This window comes from Marinobacter sp. CHS3-4 (assembly GCF_030053415.1).
Lineage (GTDB): Bacteria > Pseudomonadota > Gammaproteobacteria > Pseudomonadales > Oleiphilaceae > Marinobacter.
In genome coordinates, this window is record NZ_JASGBJ010000001.1 from 626337 (window position 1) to 643622 (window position 17286).

Annotated in this window: 18 protein-coding genes; 4 read left to right on the forward strand and 14 right to left on the reverse strand. The window is 56.1% G+C overall.

What is annotated here, in order from left to right:
• The 3 genes from QLQ17_RS02850 to QLQ17_RS02860 are packed head-to-tail and all read right to left on the reverse strand — an operon-like array spanning window position 1 to window position 2751.
• Window positions 1-801, reverse strand: coding sequence for an SDR family oxidoreductase (locus QLQ17_RS02850; RefSeq protein ID WP_283208024.1), 801 nt, complete (start codon window positions 799-801; stop codon window positions 1-3).
• A 58-nt stretch (window positions 802-859) separates the two neighbouring features.
• Window positions 860-1768 carry an alpha/beta fold hydrolase gene (locus tag QLQ17_RS02855; RefSeq protein ID WP_283208025.1) on the reverse strand — a complete coding sequence of 303 codons (909 nt, stop codon included), beginning with the start codon at window positions 1766-1768 and terminating at the stop codon, window positions 860-862.
• A gap of 53 nt (window positions 1769-1821) precedes the next feature.
• On the reverse strand, window positions 1822-2751 hold the full coding sequence (locus QLQ17_RS02860; protein WP_283208026.1) for a sterol desaturase family protein: 930 nt from the start codon (window positions 2749-2751) through the stop codon (window positions 1822-1824).
• 138 nt (window positions 2752-2889) lie between these two features.
• Between QLQ17_RS02860 and QLQ17_RS02865 the strand changes: the two genes are divergently transcribed.
• The gene (locus tag QLQ17_RS02865) at window positions 2890-3882 is read left to right on the forward strand and encodes a helix-turn-helix domain-containing protein (RefSeq protein WP_283209039.1); all 993 of its coding nucleotides are present in this window, start codon (window positions 2890-2892) and stop codon (window positions 3880-3882) included.
• Here the strand turns inward: QLQ17_RS02865 and QLQ17_RS02870 are convergent.
• The gene (locus QLQ17_RS02870; protein WP_283208027.1) at window positions 3872-4609 is read right to left on the reverse strand and encodes a glutathione S-transferase family protein; all 738 of its coding nucleotides are present in this window, start codon (window positions 4607-4609) and stop codon (window positions 3872-3874) included. The genes QLQ17_RS02865 and QLQ17_RS02870 overlap by 11 nt on opposite strands.
• Before the next feature lie 146 nt (window positions 4610-4755).
• On the opposite strand from QLQ17_RS02870, the gene QLQ17_RS02875 reads away from it, so the two are divergent.
• A complete protein-coding gene (locus QLQ17_RS02875; protein WP_283208028.1) occupies window positions 4756-5715 on the forward strand; it encodes an META domain-containing protein in 960 nt (319 codons plus the stop codon).
• Here QLQ17_RS02875 and QLQ17_RS02880 read toward each other — a convergent pair.
• The 4 genes from QLQ17_RS02880 to QLQ17_RS02895 all read right to left on the reverse strand — a co-directional run bounded on the left by QLQ17_RS02880 (window position 5690) and on the right by QLQ17_RS02895 (window position 9809).
• Window positions 5690-6463: a substrate-binding periplasmic protein gene (locus QLQ17_RS02880; protein ID WP_283208029.1), complete on the reverse strand. Its 774-nt coding sequence runs from the start codon at window positions 6461-6463 to the stop codon at window positions 5690-5692. The genes QLQ17_RS02875 and QLQ17_RS02880 overlap by 26 nt on opposite strands.
• A 168-nt stretch (window positions 6464-6631) precedes the next feature.
• The gene (locus tag QLQ17_RS02885; RefSeq protein ID WP_283208030.1) at window positions 6632-7687 is read right to left on the reverse strand and encodes a quaternary amine ABC transporter ATP-binding protein; all 1056 of its coding nucleotides are present in this window, start codon (window positions 7685-7687) and stop codon (window positions 6632-6634) included.
• 15 nt (window positions 7688-7702) lie between these two features.
• Window positions 7703-8737 carry an ABC transporter permease gene (locus QLQ17_RS02890; RefSeq protein ID WP_283208031.1) on the reverse strand — a complete coding sequence of 345 codons (1035 nt, stop codon included), beginning with the start codon at window positions 8735-8737 and terminating at the stop codon, window positions 7703-7705.
• 103 nt (window positions 8738-8840) lie between these two features.
• Entirely contained in the window at window positions 8841-9809 is a 969-nt protein-coding gene (locus QLQ17_RS02895) for an ABC transporter substrate-binding protein (protein ID WP_283208032.1), read from the reverse strand.
• A 297-nt stretch (window positions 9810-10106) separates the two neighbouring features.
• On the opposite strand from QLQ17_RS02895, the gene QLQ17_RS02900 reads away from it, so the two are divergent.
• Window positions 10107-10724 carry a glutathione S-transferase family protein gene (locus QLQ17_RS02900; RefSeq protein WP_283208033.1) on the forward strand — a complete coding sequence of 206 codons (618 nt, stop codon included), beginning with the start codon at window positions 10107-10109 and terminating at the stop codon, window positions 10722-10724.
• Between the two features lie 2 nt (window positions 10725-10726).
• Window positions 10727-11341 (forward strand): DUF4202 domain-containing protein, encoded by a 615-nt coding sequence (locus QLQ17_RS02905; RefSeq protein WP_283208034.1) that lies wholly within the window; start codon window positions 10727-10729, stop codon window positions 11339-11341.
• On the opposite strand, the gene trpC is transcribed toward QLQ17_RS02905, so the two are convergent.
• From trpC to QLQ17_RS02935, 6 genes are all read right to left on the reverse strand, one after another.
• Window positions 11338-12156 (reverse strand): indole-3-glycerol phosphate synthase TrpC, encoded by an 819-nt coding sequence (gene trpC / locus QLQ17_RS02910; protein WP_283208035.1) that lies wholly within the window; start codon window positions 12154-12156, stop codon window positions 11338-11340. The genes QLQ17_RS02905 and trpC overlap by 4 nt on opposite strands.
• A 12-nt stretch (window positions 12157-12168) precedes the next feature.
• Complete coding sequence (gene trpD, locus QLQ17_RS02915; RefSeq protein WP_283208036.1) at window positions 12169-13197, reverse strand: anthranilate phosphoribosyltransferase; 1029 nt, start codon at window positions 13195-13197, stop codon at window positions 12169-12171.
• Between the two features lie 11 nt (window positions 13198-13208).
• Entirely contained in the window at window positions 13209-13790 is a 582-nt protein-coding gene (locus tag QLQ17_RS02920) for an aminodeoxychorismate/anthranilate synthase component II (protein ID WP_283208037.1), read from the reverse strand.
• 184 nt (window positions 13791-13974) lie between these two features.
• Window positions 13975-15501: a methyl-accepting chemotaxis protein gene (locus QLQ17_RS02925; protein ID WP_283208038.1), complete on the reverse strand. Its 1527-nt coding sequence runs from the start codon at window positions 15499-15501 to the stop codon at window positions 13975-13977.
• Between the two features lie 54 nt (window positions 15502-15555).
• Window positions 15556-16314, reverse strand: a complete 759-nt coding sequence (locus QLQ17_RS02930; protein ID WP_283208039.1) for a substrate-binding periplasmic protein — start codon at window positions 16312-16314, stop codon at window positions 15556-15558.
• Window positions 16315-16359: 45 nt separating this feature from the next.
• Window positions 16360-17091 (reverse strand): substrate-binding periplasmic protein, encoded by a 732-nt coding sequence (locus QLQ17_RS02935; RefSeq protein WP_283208040.1) that lies wholly within the window; start codon window positions 17089-17091, stop codon window positions 16360-16362.
• Window positions 17092-17286 lie beyond the last annotated feature (195 nt).

Below are 17286 nucleotides of genomic sequence, written 5' to 3' on the forward strand. Positions count from 1 at the left end.
TCAGTTCCGCTTCTTTACCAGCTTGAACATGAACTCCGGAGCTACCCGCTTAACCCACAGTGCCGCCATTTCCTTGCCTTTACCGACCGGTATTTCGCGCTTGCCGTTCTCCAGACCCTGAATGATGATTTCTGCGCACTCCGTCACATCCATGCCCCCGGCAATGTCGTCATCTTCCTTTCCGAAAGCCGAGCCGTCTGCCGAAAGTGCGTTGTGTGAAATCTCGGTGCGAATGAAACCCGGCGTGATGGTCGACACCTGAATGCCTTCGTCTTCGACCTCGGCCCGCAGGGCATCAAAGAATCCCATGACGGCGTGTTTTGCCGCGCAATAACCGGTGCGCATCGGAACGCCCACTTTGCCCGCGACACTGGCCGTGACAGCAAGGTGGCCTGAACGGCGTTCCAACATGTGGGGGAGCACCGCTTTGGTCAGGGCGATCTGGCCCATTACATCCACGTCCAGCAGCTTCTGGTACACCGATAGCTCGGTATCCTTGCACAGGGAGCGCTGGGAAAGCCCAGCATTGTTGATCAGCATATCGATCTGGCCAAACTGATCCAGCACCGCAGAAACCTTGCCGGGCAGGGCGTCCAGTTCGGTGACATCCAGGGGCAACACCATCAGATTGGATTCTGCGGCACCTTCTTCTCTGACGCAGCGTTGTTTGACTCTTTCAAGCTCGGATTCGCGACGGGCTGACAGCACCAGGCGGGCATTGTCACGGGACAGGCGTAATGCCAGCGCTTCGCCAATGCCGGAGGAAGCGCCGGTGATCCAGACCACTCGATTGGTGTACATGGGTTGCTCCTGAAGTTTGTGGGCTGGCAGTGATCATAGCGCCCCGGAGCGGTTTTCGTCAGGTTTTCCTCACCGTCAGGCACTGCAACAGGTGGTCGCGAACCTGATCCGCCACGGTTTCATTGACCAGCTCATGGCGAGCGCCTTCGAACAATCGCTCGGAAGCGACCTGTACGCCCGCCTTCCTGAGATTGGCCACGTGGCGCCTGAATCCCTTACCCATTTCCCCAACCGGGTCCTGGTCGCCGGCCATTAAGTGCACCGGTAGATTTCGCCGCCACCGTTTGGGATTGAGGGCCATCATGCCGCCTATAAAGTCGGCCCAGAGGCCCACAGAGCAGTGAAAGCCGCAAAACGGGTCCTGTAAATAGAGGTCCACTTGCGCATCATCGCGGCTGAGCCAGTCGTGGCTGGTTCTGTTGGGGGCAAACAGCTTGTTGAAGGCCCCGAATGACAGGGCGTCGATCAGCGGGCTGCGATGGCGCTTACCGCGGGTCATTCCAATCAGTTTTACCAGCCCCAGATAGGGCCCCAGTTTCAAGCGGTCTATCCGGTTGGTGGCGCACAGCAGCAAATTGTCGATCTGATCCCCGTACTGCTGAACATAGGCCTGCGCAATGAACGAACCCATGCTGTGACCGAAGAGGCTCAAAGGTAGATCCGGATGCTGGGATCTTACCCAGTGAACAACGTTCGACAGGTCATTGATCACTTTTTGCCAACCCTGACGGTCGGCGTAGTGCCCCCGGTCGCCCTCCGGACAGTAAGGCCCGTGCCCCCGATGCTCAAGCGCATAAACCGCCACGCCCTTCTTGTTCAGCCAGCGGGCCAGAGGTTCATATCGAGCGGCATGTTCTGCCATTCCGTGGGCAATCACCAATGCCTGTTCCGGCTTTTCCGGTACCCAACTGAGCACCGGTATGCGGTGGCTATCGGTGCTGCTGATGAAATGCTCCTGCGCGTCCATGTTGGTTTTTCCGTCCGCTGGTTATTGTTAACTGATTATTCTGGAAAAGAAGTCTACCGGGAACCGGCTTCGCGTTGCCACTCTGGCGGCTTCCACAAGTGCCGCAGACGTTCCTTCCAGGGGCCAGGCCTGGCCATATCCCGGAACATGTCCCGGTATTCATGGGTCCATAGCACCAGCAGGTTGTTCGACGGCACTGGCGTTGTGATGCCGTATTCGGGCGGTGCCTGCTCGTCTTCCGCCACGAAGGTACCGAACAACCGGTCCCAGATGATCAGCACCCCGCCGTAGTTGCGATCAATATAGCCGGGGTTGCGACCGTGATGAACCCGATGGTGGCTCGGGGTGTTGAAAATCCATTCGATGGGGCGGGGCAGTTTGTCCACCAGCGTTGTGTGAATAAAGAATTGATAAACCAGTGACAGCGCATAGGCAACGCCGATCCACACCGGGTTAAAACCAATCAGTGCCAATGGCAGGTAGAAAATCCACATGCCATTGAAAATGTTCGTGGCGTTCTGGCGCATGGCGGTCGAGAAATTCATCCGTTCTGACGAATGGTGTACCACGTGGGCAGACCAGAACCAGCGCACCCGGTGGCCGGCGCGATGCTGCCAATAGAAGCAGAATTCAACGCCAATAAAAGTGAGCAAGCCCGTCAGCCAGGTCAGTTCCAGGTCAAACAACCGGAAGTGATAACAAAGGGCATAGACCGGAAACGCGATCAGCCCTGCGAACAGCAGTTCCGTGGTCTGGTAGCCAGCGCCCAGTGCAAAGTTGCGAACGGCCTCTGAGACATTCATGCGACTGGGGTCATGGCGGATGCGTCGGTACTCCCAGACTGTGACTGCGATGAATACCGGGGTCGCAAAAACAAAAATCAACTGACGCTCATCCAGCGCCAGCCAGGGTGACAGGCCTTCCCAGAGTGCCAGCAGGCCGCTCTGTTCCAGCGTATTGATCATCATGTCGTACAAAGTCATGACGAAGCGATCTCTTGGTTATTGACACAGTGACAGTGTCGCGCGAAGTTAAGATTGTAAATTGACAATACACGTCACAAAATTGACGATCTATGCCATATTTGGCGGTGGCAAACGGAGGCTGGTGGCTTGGCAAGTGTGATTCGAGTAACGGGGGCCTGGACCGGGCTGTTGGCAGACTGGCTGGATCAGCAACAACTGGAGGCGGAATCTCTGCGTCTGGAACTGGATCGTTGGTCCGACCAGGACAACGTGCCGGTTGAAGTGTGGCGCAGACTGCTGGCCCAGGGTCTTGCGTTGCGTCCTGAACAACCGGCGCCGGAGCTGGCCGTGGGTGCCTGTGTGACGCCCAGTCACGTCGGCGTATTGGGGTATCTGGTGCTGGCCACCGACACCCTGGGCGAAGCGATGCTGGCGTATCAGCGTTACGAAACGCTTTTCTACGGCACCAGCCTGGCCCAGATCGACGTGGGTGAGGAAGACGCGGAAATTCGCTGGCCGCCGTCAGACAACGAGCTGGGGCAACAGGCCGACGGGGTAGCCATCGCGGCACTGGTGACCTTTCTGCGTCGGCAGATCGATGAACCACCCCCACCATCGGCCATCAGCTTCCTGCACTCAGTGGATGCCGACAGCGCCGAAGCCTATGAGGCGTTCTTTGGCTGCCCCGTTACCTGGCAGGACAGCCATGTGAGGGTCCGGTTTCCACTGCGATATCTTGATCTGCCCATGCCGAGACGAGACCCCACGCTTCGTCGTCTGCTGGATCGTCAGGCCCGGGCCATGCTTCAGGCCTTGCCCCAAAGCTCTGAAGCCGACCGTCGAATGCAACGGGTGGTACTGCGAATGCTGTCCGATGGCGAACCAACACTGGCAAAGGTCGCTCGGGCCATGCACATGTCGCCCCGAACGCTTCAGCGACGGCTGTCACGTCATGGTTTGAGTTGGCAGCAGTGGCTGGATCGTAGTCGTGAACAGCTGGCCCATCAGTACCTTGAGGATCCGTCACTGACACTGGCCGATGTTGCTCTGCTGCTGGGTTATTCAGAGCAGAGCGCTTTCAACCGCGCATACAAGCGTTGGACCGGACGGTCACCGGGTCGTGACCGTCGGCAGTCACTTATCGGTTAGCAGTGTAGATGGCTTCGATTTTCTGAAGCTGTGGCTTCCACTCGTCCAGCCAGTTGCGAACCGGCTCGGGGATTCGTTTTGCGTCTGGCCAGGGCACCGGGTACTGGGGTGGCTGGAACAGCGGCGCAAAGAAGGCCGCCGCGGTCAAGTCGGCCCGGCTGAAGCTGTCCCCCGCCAGCCAGGGTGACGCTTCGTAGGCTTGCGTCAGTTCGGTCAGATAGCGCTCCATGGTCTGACGCGCCGCGTCTGCGGTTTTGTCGTTGATTTTCATCCATTTGCGCATAATCTCATCCACCCGGCTGAAGGCAAGGCGAACCAGGAAGCGGTTATAGAAAGGTGTGCCAGCCGTCAGCAACGGCGTCACCAGCTTCGGACGCTGGAGAAAATAGTGATAGGCATAGCAGCGTACGGCCGGCCCCAGCTCCTCATCCATGCGACGTTCCCAGTCGATGGCCTTTTCCCGGGCGGTGGGGTCTGATGGCGTCAGTGGGCGCTCCGGAAAGGTTTCATCCAGGTAGTCCAGAATGCGGGCGCTTCCCTGAATGCCTTGCCCATCGTGCACCAGCACAGGCACAGACGACTTGTCTGCCCCGAGTTTTTTCATGGTGCCCACATGCTGGCCGGGTAGCAGCATGATCGACTGGTAATTGAGGCCCTTGAAATCCAGCGCCCAGCGGGCCTTTTCACAAAAGTGGGAAATCGCAAACTGATAGAGTTTCAGAGCCATTGGTGAGTGTCCTTTTTCTCCAGAATGGCCCAAGCGTAATGGTTTCAGCGTTGAAATGGTATGGAATCCCTGGCTGCATTCAGTAGACTCAAGGCTGTTCGGTAAGCTCGGGCGTGCCGTGGATCAGGTTCGAAGGGAGACAAGCGATGAGAGGGCTGCAGACACTGGCCGTTACAGGGATTTTGGCAGGTCTTGGGCTCGCCGGGTGCGCGTCCACACCGGACATGCCCGAGCACCAGCCCGAACCTGCCATGCAATGTGGCCAGGCCGAGATCAAGCTGGAACTGAACGAAGATGGCGACTGGCTGCAGTTGACCCACCTGGATCAGGTGACCGAGCTGGAACGTGTCGTCAGTGCGTCCGGAGCCCGGTACGAGTCCATCAGAAATGATGACACCTGGTTCTGGAGCAAAGGCGATACGGCAACCCTGACTCTGGAGGGGATGAGCTATCCCACTTGTGTGGCTTCCGGAGCCGTCCCCAAACCTTTCACCGCCACGGGAAATGAACCTTTCTGGAAGGTTACCCTCGAATCGGGACAACTGACCCTGGAGCGTCCGAACCAGCCGACGGCAACCATGGACTATCAAACGGTAGCCCGTCTGACATCGGGACGAACCTATCGTGCAAAGGCGCCAGGCCTGTCTGTCGAGGTAATAACAGCGTCGCAGATGTGCCGTGACTCCATGTCCGGAATGCTTCACCCGTATCAGGTGAGGGTTTCAATCAATGGCAAGACGATGTCTGGCTGTGGGGGCAATCCTTCCAGACTGCTGATGGGCGATGCCTGGGTGGTCGAGGATATTGGCGGCCGGGGAATCATTGATCGTTCGCAAGCGACGGTTCAGTTTCTGCCAGAGGGCAGGGTCATTGGCACGAGCTCCTGTAATCGTTACACCGGCCGCTGGAATCTCAATGGTGAGGCCATCGGTGTATCGGGTCTGGCCGTCACTCGCAGAGCCTGTCCGCCGGCATTAATGAATCAGGAAGACCGTTTACTGAAACTGCTTGAGTCCGTAAGCCGGTTTGACATTAACCCCCAAGGCGCACTGTTGCTGATTTCCGATACTGGCGAGAAAATCAGGGCGTTTCAGGCAACTCCGTAAGACCGTAAGTATTGAGAATGGCTTCCATGCGACCGCTGTCGATCAGTTTTTGGGTGCCCTCGGAGAGCAGTTGAGCCAACTCGACAGAATTATCCAGTGCTGGTGAGAAGGCGACGTATGATTGCGTGTCGCTGATCCGCCCCGCGTGGCGAGGACTGAGCATGTCCGGTTCGTTTTTGATCGCCCAGTTCATCACGTATTCATCTTCGGCAAATACATCTGTGCGGTCTCTGTCCAATAACTTGAGGGCCCGCTTTAGTGGAGAACCACCCGACAGAATCCAGATCCGCTCACGGTTTTCAAGATTCTGCTCAATGTAATTGTCCAGCTCCGCGGTGTAGGAATAGCCATTGATTGCCAGCAGTCTCTGATTTTGGAGGGACGGCAGCCCATCGTACGTCCAGTCGTTGTCGGGGTGGGTGAACAGAGCGATGGCTGCACGACCCTGGGAGATGTCGGGGAAAATAAAATCGGGTGCGTCGGATCTGAATGCTCCAACCACCCCGTTAAATGCACCCTTCCGGGTCATCCTTAGGGCTCTGGCCCAACTGAAGTTCCGATACTCCAGTGTATAGCCTGCCGATTCAAACACCTCCCTGGCTATATCGATCATGTAGCCTTCTTTCGCAGCGCCGGCTTTGCAGTTGTGGGGGCACCAGGGGTCTGCAACCAGAACCACGCGTTTGTCGGCCACATTTCCGGCGGCAACAGAAGCACTGTCAGGTTCCGCCGCTTGGGAGCCTGGCATCGAGGTTACTTGTGATGAAGTCGTATCCGCATCAGAGCAACCCACAAGAAGAGTCGCTGCAAAGACAAGCGAGACGAGTTTGAGCATGGCATTTGTCAGTTAGGTAGGCCCCCGGATACGGGGACTGAACCTCTATTGTAGTTTCATCTCGCGGACTTCGCCCGCCGATCAGAGAGACGCGCGATCTTCCGTTGCTGCTTCGGTCGGCACCAGAGCCCTGAACAGGACTTTCATGTCCAGAACGCCAATCTGCTTGCCTTTGCGGGTCACCCGATAAACAAGGTCCGTATTGCCGTCTGACTTTGCAATAACGGATTCCAGATTGTCGTGTTCAGAGACATCCCCGGCGCTTTCTTCCGGAGGCTCAGTGGTCTTCTCCATAATGGAGCGAACCCGCAGTACGCGGGCGCGGTTAATATCGCTAATGAAGTCAATAATGTACGGGTCGTTCGGATTCATCAGGATTTCCTGGGGCTCGCCCTGCTGCACGACGTGACCATCCTTCAAAATGACCAGATGGTCTGCCAGCTTCAGAGCCTCATCCAGATCGTGGGTAATGAACACGATGGTCTTGTGCAGTTCTTCCTGCAGTTCCAGCAGCAGGTCCTGCATGTCCGAGCGGATCAGCGGATCGAGCGCGGAAAATGCCTCGTCCATCAGCATAATCGGCGAGTTGGATGCCAGCGCTCTGGCAATGCCCACCCGCTGCTGCATGCCGCCAGACAATTCGTGGGGGTATTGATCGCCGTTGCCTTCGAGCCCCACTCGGGCAAGCCATTTTCTCGCCTCGGATTCAAATTCTTCGGTTTTGAAACCACGCACCGAAAGCGCCATGCCCGCGTTCTCCAGCACCGTGCGGTGCGGCAGCAGGGCGAACTTCTGAAAAACCATCGACATGCCTTCCCGGCGCAGTTTGCGCAGGCGTTCTTCATCGAAATCCAGCACGTTTTCTCCGTCGATGGTGATTTCACCGGAGGTGGGCTCGATCAGGCGATTGAGGTGCCGGATCAGGGTGGATTTCCCCGAACCTGACAGACCCATAATCACCGTGATCTCGCCTTCCTGCATATCAACGTTGATGTCTTCCAGGCCAAGCACGTGTTTGTGCTTTTCCAGCAATTCAGGCTTGCCCATTCCCTTCTTGACGTATTCCAGCGCTATGTCCGGAGTCGGGCCAAAAATCTTGTACAGATTGCGGATGGAAATCTTGATGTCCTGGTCCACGGTAGATTCGCTCCCTTATTGTTTCTGCGAGGTGTCAATGCGAGCCAGTGACGTCTTGGTAACACGGTCCAGAATCACGGCGAGGATAACAATGCCAAGACCCGCGACCAGGCCAACGCCCAGTTCCAGATTCCGGATGCCTTGCAGTACCAGGACCCCGAGGCCCGGAGCGGATACCAGCGACGCGATAACCACCATCGCCAGGCTCATCATGATGGTCTGGTTAACGCCAGCCATGATGTTGGGCAATGCGAGAGGTATCTGAACCTGGAACAGCTTCTGACGGCTCGTCATGCCAAAGGCATTGGCAGCCTCGATGACGTCTTTGTCCACCAGGCGGATACCAAGGTTGGTCAGTCGAATGACCGGCACAATGGCATACAGAATGATTGCGATGCCGTAGAGTTTGGATTCGGTGACGCTGAACAGGAAGATCAGCGGAATCAGGTACACGAACGGCGGCAGGGTCTGCAGCATGTCGAGTACCGGAATAGTCAGTCTCTGCATGGTGTCGCTTCGTGACATGGCAATGCCAATGGGTACCCCGAAAAGCACACACAGGAACGCGCAGACAAAGATGATGGCCAGTGTCTGAATTGCGTATTCGTAATAATCAATAAAGGCCAGCAGGCACAAACTGCCCGCAACAAATCCCACCAGCTTCCAGGATTTGGTGACTAACAGAACAATCCCCAACAGAACCGGAATGACGATCCACCACGGGGTATTCAGCATGCCGTACAGCGCGCCGTCCAGAAACCAACTAAGCGGCTGCGTCAGGGGATCCAGAACCACGCTCAGGCTGTCTTTGATGGCTAGAAAACCCTCTTCGAGGCCTTTGGTGAGCTCTCTTGATTTGGGGAAAGCGGCGCAGGATTCATTGAGCGCGTCCATCGACGGGAAGGGTAGCTCCCAAATCGAGGTTTCCTCTGTTTCCGTGCCTTTCGATTTATTGAGAAGCGCCCCCATGGTCATGGGCGCGTCGCTCTTACCCTCGGAGCACCACTCTTCAAGCCCGAGCGATGAAAATAGAAAGTCGTAGGTAGCCATGAGCGTTCAATGTCCCTTGCGCATTCGGAATGATGGGTATTGTGAAAAAATAAACCTCAGACAGAAACAGAGCCGGCAAGCCGGCTCTGTTTCTGATTACTGCTTACTCGCCAAGAACGGCAGAGAGGTTGTTTCTCGCTGCGTCGTTTATCCAGGCACCCCACTCATCGGTGTTGTTGCTCAGGAAGTAAACGGCAGTTTCCTCTGCGGAGGCGTCGTTCTCATCCTTCCATGCGAGCAGGCCGCTCATGGTGGACGTTTTGAACGACATATTACCCAGCATTTCTGCAACATCTGGCTCGCGATCACTGAAGTTCGTGGTGACGGCAGTCAGGATGGTTGCAGCCGGGAAATCAGACACCTGAGGATTCTCGGCGTCCGGGCTCTGGTTCTTGGTGTGAACCTCTGGCTTGTACTCGCCCAGATCGACCTTGGTCATGTCGTACTTACCGAGCGGTACGGTCGGGCCCCAATAGTAGCCGAACCAGGGCTCGTTGCTCTCGACAGCAGACGCCATGGAGGTCGTCAGAGTCTCACCAGAACCGTGGTTGAACACTTCAATACCCGATTCTTCGAGGTCCAGCGCGCGGATCAGGTTGTCACTGACAACCCGACAGCCCCAGCCACTCGGGCAGTTGTTGAACTGGCTATCGACCAGCTCAGGATTGGCCATAATGCCTTCGATGGTTTTCAGCTCCGGATGCTCCTCGGCGAGGTAGGTCGGAATCCACCAACCTTCAACACCGCCCGGTTCGAATACGTCAGCAACTCGCTCGATCTTGCCTTGCTCTTCCAGCTTGAGGTAAGCCTCACCCGCTGAGTTGAGCCAGAGCTCGGTTACGATGTCCGGCTCACCATTTTCGGCAACCGAGGTTACGGCCGGTACGGTGTCCGACGGAACCACGGTAACGTCACAGCCATAGCCCTGCTCCATAAGGAACTTGGCCACACTGGTGACCACGGAGGCTGAGGTCCAGCTCATTTCGGTAATGGACACTTCACCACATTCGGCGGAAGCGAGCGAGGGTACGGATAATGCGCACAGTAGCGCCACTGGCGTTAACTTTCGCATAAGGGTACTCCTATCGATTGGGACTTTGGGATTTGCGGCGACTGGCCGCGAGAGGGTGTCAGTCCTTTGAGCGGACGATATGAAATGATGGATTTTCTGATTGCAGAAGATTTCAAATCGTTCAATTCCGGTTATGGTGAATCTTTTAGATTAATGATCCTGACGTGAGTTACAAGCCATTCATGTAAATCGTTACTACAGACGAGATCCTTATTCCAGTTGACTTGACGCGCTAGTGATACGCCGTCAGTCTTCAGTACAGATCAGTTAAATGCGTGATTTGCGGAGCTTACAATAATGATAATTCTTGAAACGAGTACCGCCCCAAATCCCCGTCGTGTTCGCATGTTCATGGCCGAAAAGGGATTACTGGACAAAGCACAGTTTGTTCAGATCGACATCCAGAAAGGGGAAAACCTGACGCCCGAATACGCGGCAAAAAACCCCATGAAGAAGGTTCCGGTCCTGGAGCTGGATGACGGCACCTGCATTTCTGAAACCATGGCAATCTGCAGGTATTTTGAAGAAAGCTACCCCGAGACGCCGACCTTGTTGGGCGACACGCCGCTGGAAAAAGCACAGATTGAGCAGTGGGTGCGCTGGATCGAATTCTCGTTTTTCCTGCCCACCGGGATGTGTTTTCAGCACACCTCCGGCTATTTCAAGGACCGCATGAACCCGATCAAGGAATGGGGTGAAGAGTGCGGCAAAACCGTCAGGAATTTCATGGCGTTTCTGGACGAGCATCTTGAAGGCAAAGAGTACATCTGCTGTGACCGATTGACCGCCGCAGACATCAATGCCTTTACCACGCTGGCATTCGCACGGGTGGTGGACATCCGCGTTCAGCCCGAACAACAGAATCTCAAGGCCTGGTTCGATCGCATCAAGCAACGGCCCTCTGCACAGGTGTAACCATGACTTCCGAGCCACCCCTTGTTTGCGCGCTGAACGCCATTGATGAGGCCAACAAAGCAGATCCAAATCGGGAAACGGTTGAGGGCGAGGCGCTGCCGAAGGAATACGCCTATAGCCTGCACATGACTCGCTGGCTGTTTGAGCTTGAGCCGCAGCCGTCACCGAGGATGCAGGTTGCCTGTCGCGCCCAGCATATCGAGCGATGGACCATTCCTCGCAGTGATTATCCAGAGGGCCGGAAAGCCTACTATCAGTGGCGTCAGGCCTGTGGCCGAATGCACGGTCGTCGTGCTTCTGAAATTATGGCGGCGTGCGGTTTTCCTGTGTCTGAATGCGATCGGGTTGAGACAATTCTGACCAAGCGGGAACTACGGCAGGACGATGACACCCAGCTGCTGGAGGATGTGGCCTGTATGGTGTTTCTCGAGCGGTACTTTGCCGATTTCTATGATGAAAAGGCGGATTACGACAAAGACAAATGGCTGCGGATCATCCGCCGGACCTGGAGCAAGATGTCGCATCGGGGACATGAAGCTGCATTGAAGCTGGCGGAGGGTATGCCTGCGCACTTGCTGGGTCTGCTTCAGGAAGCGCTGGAACAACCGGACGGCTAGGTCGAGAAGAAAAACTCGCGCAATCGTTTGCCAGGCTCGTCCGCCCGCATAAACGACTCGCCCACCAGAAAACCATAGATGCCCCGTTCGGTCATGGCGTTCACGTCTTCAATTGTCATGATGCCGCTTTCGGTCACGGTTAACCGATCGTCCGAAATCCGGTGGTGTAGGTCGAACGTGGTGTCGAGGGTGACATCAAAGGTGTGCAGGTTGCGGTTGTTGATGCCCACCAGTGGGGTGGTCAGTGTCAGCGCATCATCCAGCTCGCCGCCATCGTGCACCTCCACCAGAACATCCAGCCCGATCTCATGGGCAATGCCTTCGAGTTCCTGCATCTGATCTCTGGTCAGACAGGCGGCGATCAGTAGAATGCAATCAGCACCAATAGCCCGGCTCTCAAACACCTGGTAGGGCGATACCATGAAATCCTTGCGAATCACCGGCAGGCTGCAGGCATTGCGGGCGGCTTTCAGATAGTCCTCATGGCCCTGGAAAAAGTCCTGGTCAGTAAGCACTGACAAGCAGGCGGCGCCACCTTCCTCGTAGCTTTCGGCAATTTTTGCTGGCTCAAATGGATCGCGAAGGACGCCTTTGCTCGGCGAGGCTTTTTTGATCTCGGCGATGACTGCCGGCGTTTTAGCGTTGATCCGCGAACGCATGGCATCGGCGAAGCCGCGCGACGGAGGTTGATCACCCGCCATCGCTTTCAGGTCATCAATCGAAGAACGACGCTTCCGCTCATCAATTTCTTCCCATTTCCGGTCAACGATTTTGCGGAGAATGGTTGGCGTTTTGTCCAGGTGTCGGTCAGTCATGATCGCGTCGCATTAAAAACACTGAGAGAAGTCGGCCAGCTCTGACAGCTTGCCCGCCGCCAGACCGGAGCCCATGGCGTCCAGCGCCATTTCAACGCCCTCCGGAGGCGTCTTCGCAAGGCCGCAAACGTAGATGGCCGCACCGGCGTTCAGCGCAATCAGATCCCGTGCCTTCTCGGCCATTTCATCATGGCCGCGACCAAAAGCGGCTTTAATGAGGTTGAGCGAATCGTCCGCAGTGTTCACCGTCAGGCCAACCAGCGACTGGCTCTTGATGCCCCAGTCTTCTGGCGTGATTTCGTATTCCGTGACCTGGCCGTCCTTGAGTTCGGCCACATGAGTCGCAGCCGCAAGGCTGATTTCGTCCAGACCATCCTTGGAACACACCACCATGATGTGCTCGGCGCCGAGGCGATGCAGCACCTCGGCCATCGGGCGGCACAGCGCCGGATTAAAGACGCCGACCAACTGGCGCTTCACGCCGGCCGGGTTGGTCATCGGGCCGAGAATGTTGAAGATGGTTCGGCAGCCCAGTTCCTTGCGGGGTCCGATGGCGTGCTTCATGGCGCCGTGGTGGGCCGGGGCGAACATAAAGCCCACACCGATCTGCTCCACGCAGCGGGCCACTTCCTCCGGCGCCATCTGCAGGTTGATGCCGAGCTTTTCCAGCAAGTCTGCGCTACCACTTTTTGACGACACGGCACGATTGCCGTGCTTGGCCACAAAGCCGCCTGCCGCCGCCACCACAAATGAGGCTGCCGTGGATACGTTAAACAGGTTGGCACCGTCGCCGCCGGTACCGACAATGTCCACCAGCGGGTCCGCGTTCACGGTCACTTTGGTTGCCAGTTCGCGCATCACCTCGGTGGCGCCCGTGATTTCGTCAATGGTTTCACTCTTCAGGCGCAACCCCATCAGAAAGGCGCCGATCTGTGCGTCGGTCGCTTCGCCTTTCATCACAATCCGCATCACGTCCTTCATTTCCTCTGTGGACAGGTCCAGGTTGGAGGCAATGCGGTTGAGTGCTTCTTTCATGTCCATGAGTTGGCCTCTTATTGTGTCTTCAGAAAGTTGCGCAGCAGCTCGTGGCCCTGTTCCGTCATAATCGATTCCGGGTGGAACTGGACGCCCTCAATGGCCAGGGTTTTGTGGCGCACGCCCATGATCTCTTCCACCGAGCCATCTTCGTTGCGTGTCCAGGCGGTGACTTCCAGGCAATCCGGCAGTGAATCCTGTTCAATCACCAGGCTGTGATAACGGGTGGCCTGCAGCGGGTTGTTCAAACCACGGAATACGCCCTCGTCGTGATGGAACACCGGGGATACCTTGCCGTGCATCACACGCCCGGCGCGTATCACATTGCCGCCGAACACCTGGCCGATGGCCTGGTGCCCCAGGCAAACGCCCAGAATCGGGAGTTTTCCGGCAAAATGCTCGATGGCTGCCATCGAAATGCCCGCTTCGTTGGGCGTGCAGGGGCCAGGTGAAATGACCAGGCGTTCCGGGGACAACTCTTCGATCTTTTCGATGGTGATTTCATCGTTCCGATACACCTGAACATGGGCACCCAGTTCAGCCAGATACTGCACCACGTTGTAGGTGAAGGAATCATAGTTATCGATCATCAGCAGCATAGCGACTCTTACCGCCCGTTTTCTCGTTGAATTTCATTGCCGTTCAGGCGGTGCCGCCTGCCATTAAATCTTCAGGTAATTTGACTGGCTGTGACGGCTTGTCAGGTGGGCAATTATCGCAGTGGGCGCTGCAGCATACAATGCCGGCGTCATATGGCAGCGCCGCGACGGGTTGGTGACTGGATCACGTCTTGAAGTGGCTGACCTGGTCTTGTAACTCGTTGGCCATTTGCTGTAATCGTTCGCTTGCAGTTTCCGTTTCAGCAGTATCGTGCGCCGCCTCTTCGGCAATTTCCACAATTCGTCCGAGGCTTTGATTAATGTCCGCGGTAACGGCGGTCTGCTCTTCGGCAGCACTTGCGATCTGGGTATTCATTTCGTTGATCGTATTCAGGGCTGTAGCGACTTCAGTCAGGGCAACTTCGGCTTCGTTAGCCTGGGTGACGGTTGTTTCACCATTGGACTTGCTTGTTTCCATGGTGGTAACTGCCCGGTGGGTACCCTGTTGCAACCGCTCAATCATGTTGTGAATCTCTTCCGTGCTGCTTTGGGTGCGACTGGCCAGCGTTCGGACCTCATCAGCCACCACAGCGAAGCCCCGCCCGGCCTCACCGGCACGAGCTGCCTCGATAGCGGCATTCAGCGCGAGCAGGTTGGTTTGCTCGGCAATACCCCGAATCACGTCGAGCACGGATGTGATTTCTCCTACATCCTTTTCCAGCTCATTAATGACCCCGGCACCACTGTCAATTTCAGACGCCAGGTTCCGAATGGCATCGATGGCCCGGTTGACGATAGCCTGTGCTTCCTTGCCGCGGTCATCGGCCCTCTGGGCCGCATCCGCAGCATTGTTGGCACTCTCGGTGACTTCTTGCGCTGCGCTGCTCATTTCGTTCATGGCTGTCGCCACCTGGTCAGTCTCAGCACGTTGATTGTTGACACCACTGCTGGTTCGGGCTGCCAGTTTCTGCATGCCCTCAATGGCATTGGTGATGTCCTCAACGGAGGAAATGACCTTGCGCACAAGGATCTGAATCTTCTCGACGAACTGGTTGAAATTATTTGCAAGCTCACCTATTTCGTCTTTGCGGCGGGCAGACAAACGCTTGGTCAGGTCACCCTCGCCCTTTGCGATATCATTGAGGGCCTCTGTGACCTGGCGAATAGGTTTTGTCACCAGGCTGCGCAAGAGCATGTTGATCGCTGCGACCAGAATAATGACAAGAATGATGGTCTGTAACACCTGGCGCCAGAGACTCTTGGCCTGCAGCGCTTCAATGGCGGAGTTGTCGGCGACTACCAGAACGCGGCCTACCTTTTTTTCCTCACCGTTATTGTCGTAGGTCAGCGGTTTGTCACGGGTGGGTGCGGTTGTCTCCGGGGGAGCGGTGATGTCGTTCAACTTGCCATCGGCAGCCTGTGCCTGCCCTGTTAGCAGTTCGTCCTTGTCGTCGTAGACGAATATCGCAGCGATGCCATCCGCCACGACCTCAGATGCAACAATTCGCTTCATCTGACTGACTTCGTAGTTCCAGAGGGTGCTGGGAACGCTGCTTTGCAACCGTTCGACAACGGCCCCGGTCTGTTTTACCAGCTGGTTATTCAGTGCCTGTTGTGTTTCGTTATGGTTGTACCAGCCAAACGCTACCAGCAGAATAACGACAACTGCAGTGGTAACGGCGGTAAAGCGGAGACTGATGGTATTTTTCATGGCTCGCCTTTGGATGTTCACTGTGCAGGACTGCGCTTTAAGTCCCTCGGTTGATTACTTCCAGTCTTCCAGGCCATATCGGTCAAGAAGAGCCTTCATTTTGCCGCTTTTCCTGAGCTCTCGAGTGCCACTGTCGACCAGGTCCGCATAGGCTTTACTGCGGTCGTTCGCGGGAGAGCAGGCGATGTACATGGGGACAGCCTCGGCCAGGGCTCCTGCTGAAGTCAGTTTGCCCTGCATTCCCATATCTTTGAGTTTAGCGCGCATCACCGAGGGGCTTTCAGCGGTGGCATCTATCCGACCGCCGACCACTTTTTTAATGTTCTGCTCCAGGGCGTTGTTGGCATAGACGAACTGTGCCTGTTCAGGGTTGGCCTCAAAGTAGGCATCGAAATCACCTGCGTAGGCGTATCCGCCGATCATGCCTACAGTGACGCCGTCAAGGCTTTGAACACCGTTATAGCGCCAATCGTTGGAGGGAGTGACCCAAAGATGAGTCTCATCGTGCCCCCAGCTCTCTTCAGGGAAAATGAAGTCCGGGGCATCCTCCTTGTAGGCCCCTACCACGCAGTCAAACTCACCGGACCTGACCGATCTAACCGCCCGTTCCCATGGCATCACTCCGTAATCAACCTCATGCCCTGCCGGTTCAAAGACGGCACGGGCGAGTTCAATCATATAACCGGGTTTCTCACTGCCCGGGTCACCGTTCATCGGATACCACGAATCCGCTCGGATGGTTATGGTGTCGGCCTGCACGACAGTTGTCAGCAGGCAAGTTACTAACGTGAAAGACAATGCGTAAGGTTTCACGGGCGTGTCCTCGGTGTTGTCAGAATATTGGCTGATGATCTGCCATCACTTGAGGCCATTTTCTTCAAGGATGCGATCAAAAGTGCCATTTGCCTGGATGGTCTTGAGTCCCTTATTGAAAGCTTCAATCACCATAGTGTGACGTGGGTTGGCAAGGCCGCTGGTTACATGCAGATCCTCACTCGATAGGGCGCTATCGGTGAACTCGATCTTGTCCATTAAGGCCGGGTCTTCTTTGTTTATCAGCGAGCGGGCCACCAGTTCATCCTCCAGGCTGAGGTCCAGGCGTTCATGGATGACTTTGCGAACATTGGTGATCAGGCGCGGTGCGGGTGACCGAGTGAAAAATTCGGCATTGGCGAAGTCATCTCCGTAGCCATAGCCCCTTACGGTACCTACGGTTTTGCCCTCAAGGCTCTTCAGTCCATCAAACTCGAACGGGTCTCCCTTGCGCTTGATGAATTTGATCTGGTTGGTCAGGTAGGGCTCGCTATACATCAGGAAGTTGGTCCGCTCCTGAGTCCACCAGGTGCCGATCAACGCATCGTAGTCGCCGGCTTTTACGCCATCGAGCGCCCGCGCCCAGGGCACAAAAGAAAACTCAAGTTCATGCCCCTGACTTTCCAGCGCTTCCCGCGCAATCGCTATGGCAACACCCTGCTGTGGGTGGTCGGGATCAAGAAAGGGTGGCCACGGATCGCCGGCAGCAGTAATGGTGTCCGCGTGAGAGGCCATTGAAAGCATGGCCAGCAGAATGACTGTGAAGAGCCGGGGCATATACGCACCTCTCGAGTTTGGCTTTGCAGCTGCGAGAATAAGAAGAGCGTCCATGCCGGTAAGCAAGCGATCGATGTGTAGGTTGGCTGTGTGAAGAACGCACCAGCCCTGCTCCGTTTACTGTTCCCTGGAGGATCACTTACTCAATAAGATTTAGATCACAATGATTGCAATTGCAAACCAACGGTCGAAATT

Bases quoted from the DNA above. Each gene is read 5' to 3' on its own strand.
- QLQ17_RS02860 (WP_283208026.1), bottom strand. From the start codon at position 2,751: ATGACTTTGTACGACATGATGATCAATACGCTGGAACAGAGCGGCCTG.
- QLQ17_RS02935 (WP_283208040.1), bottom strand. From the start codon at position 17,091: ATGCCCCGGCTCTTCACAGTCATTCTGCTGGCCATGCTTTCAATGGCC.
- trpD (WP_283208036.1), bottom strand. From the start codon at position 13,197: ATGGACATGAAAGAAGCACTCAACCGCATTGCCTCCAACCTGGACCTG.
- QLQ17_RS02855 (WP_283208025.1), bottom strand. From the start codon at position 1,768: ATGGACGCGCAGGAGCATTTCATCAGCAGCACCGATAGCCACCGCATA.
- QLQ17_RS02895 (WP_283208032.1), bottom strand. From the start codon at position 9,809: ATGCGAAAGTTAACGCCAGTGGCGCTACTGTGCGCATTATCCGTACCC.
- QLQ17_RS02925 (WP_283208038.1), bottom strand. From the start codon at position 15,501: ATGAAAAATACCATCAGTCTCCGCTTTACCGCCGTTACCACTGCAGTT.
- trpC (WP_283208035.1), bottom strand. From the start codon at position 12,156: ATGACTGACCGACACCTGGACAAAACGCCAACCATTCTCCGCAAAATC.
- QLQ17_RS02880 (WP_283208029.1), bottom strand. From the start codon at position 6,463: ATGCCAGGCTCCCAAGCGGCGGAACCTGACAGTGCTTCTGTTGCCGCC.
- QLQ17_RS02850 (WP_283208024.1), bottom strand. From the start codon at position 801: ATGTACACCAATCGAGTGGTCTGGATCACCGGCGCTTCCTCCGGCATT.
- QLQ17_RS02870 (WP_283208027.1), bottom strand. From the start codon at position 4,609: ATGGCTCTGAAACTCTATCAGTTTGCGATTTCCCACTTTTGTGAAAAG.
- QLQ17_RS02920 (WP_283208037.1), bottom strand. From the start codon at position 13,790: ATGCTGCTGATGATCGATAACTATGATTCCTTCACCTACAACGTGGTG.
- QLQ17_RS02900 (WP_283208033.1), top strand. From the start codon at position 10,107: ATGATAATTCTTGAAACGAGTACCGCCCCAAATCCCCGTCGTGTTCGC.
- QLQ17_RS02890 (WP_283208031.1), bottom strand. From the start codon at position 8,737: ATGGCTACCTACGACTTTCTATTTTCATCGCTCGGGCTTGAAGAGTGG.
- QLQ17_RS02875 (WP_283208028.1), top strand. From the start codon at position 4,756: ATGAGAGGGCTGCAGACACTGGCCGTTACAGGGATTTTGGCAGGTCTT.
- QLQ17_RS02905 (WP_283208034.1), top strand. From the start codon at position 10,727: ATGACTTCCGAGCCACCCCTTGTTTGCGCGCTGAACGCCATTGATGAG.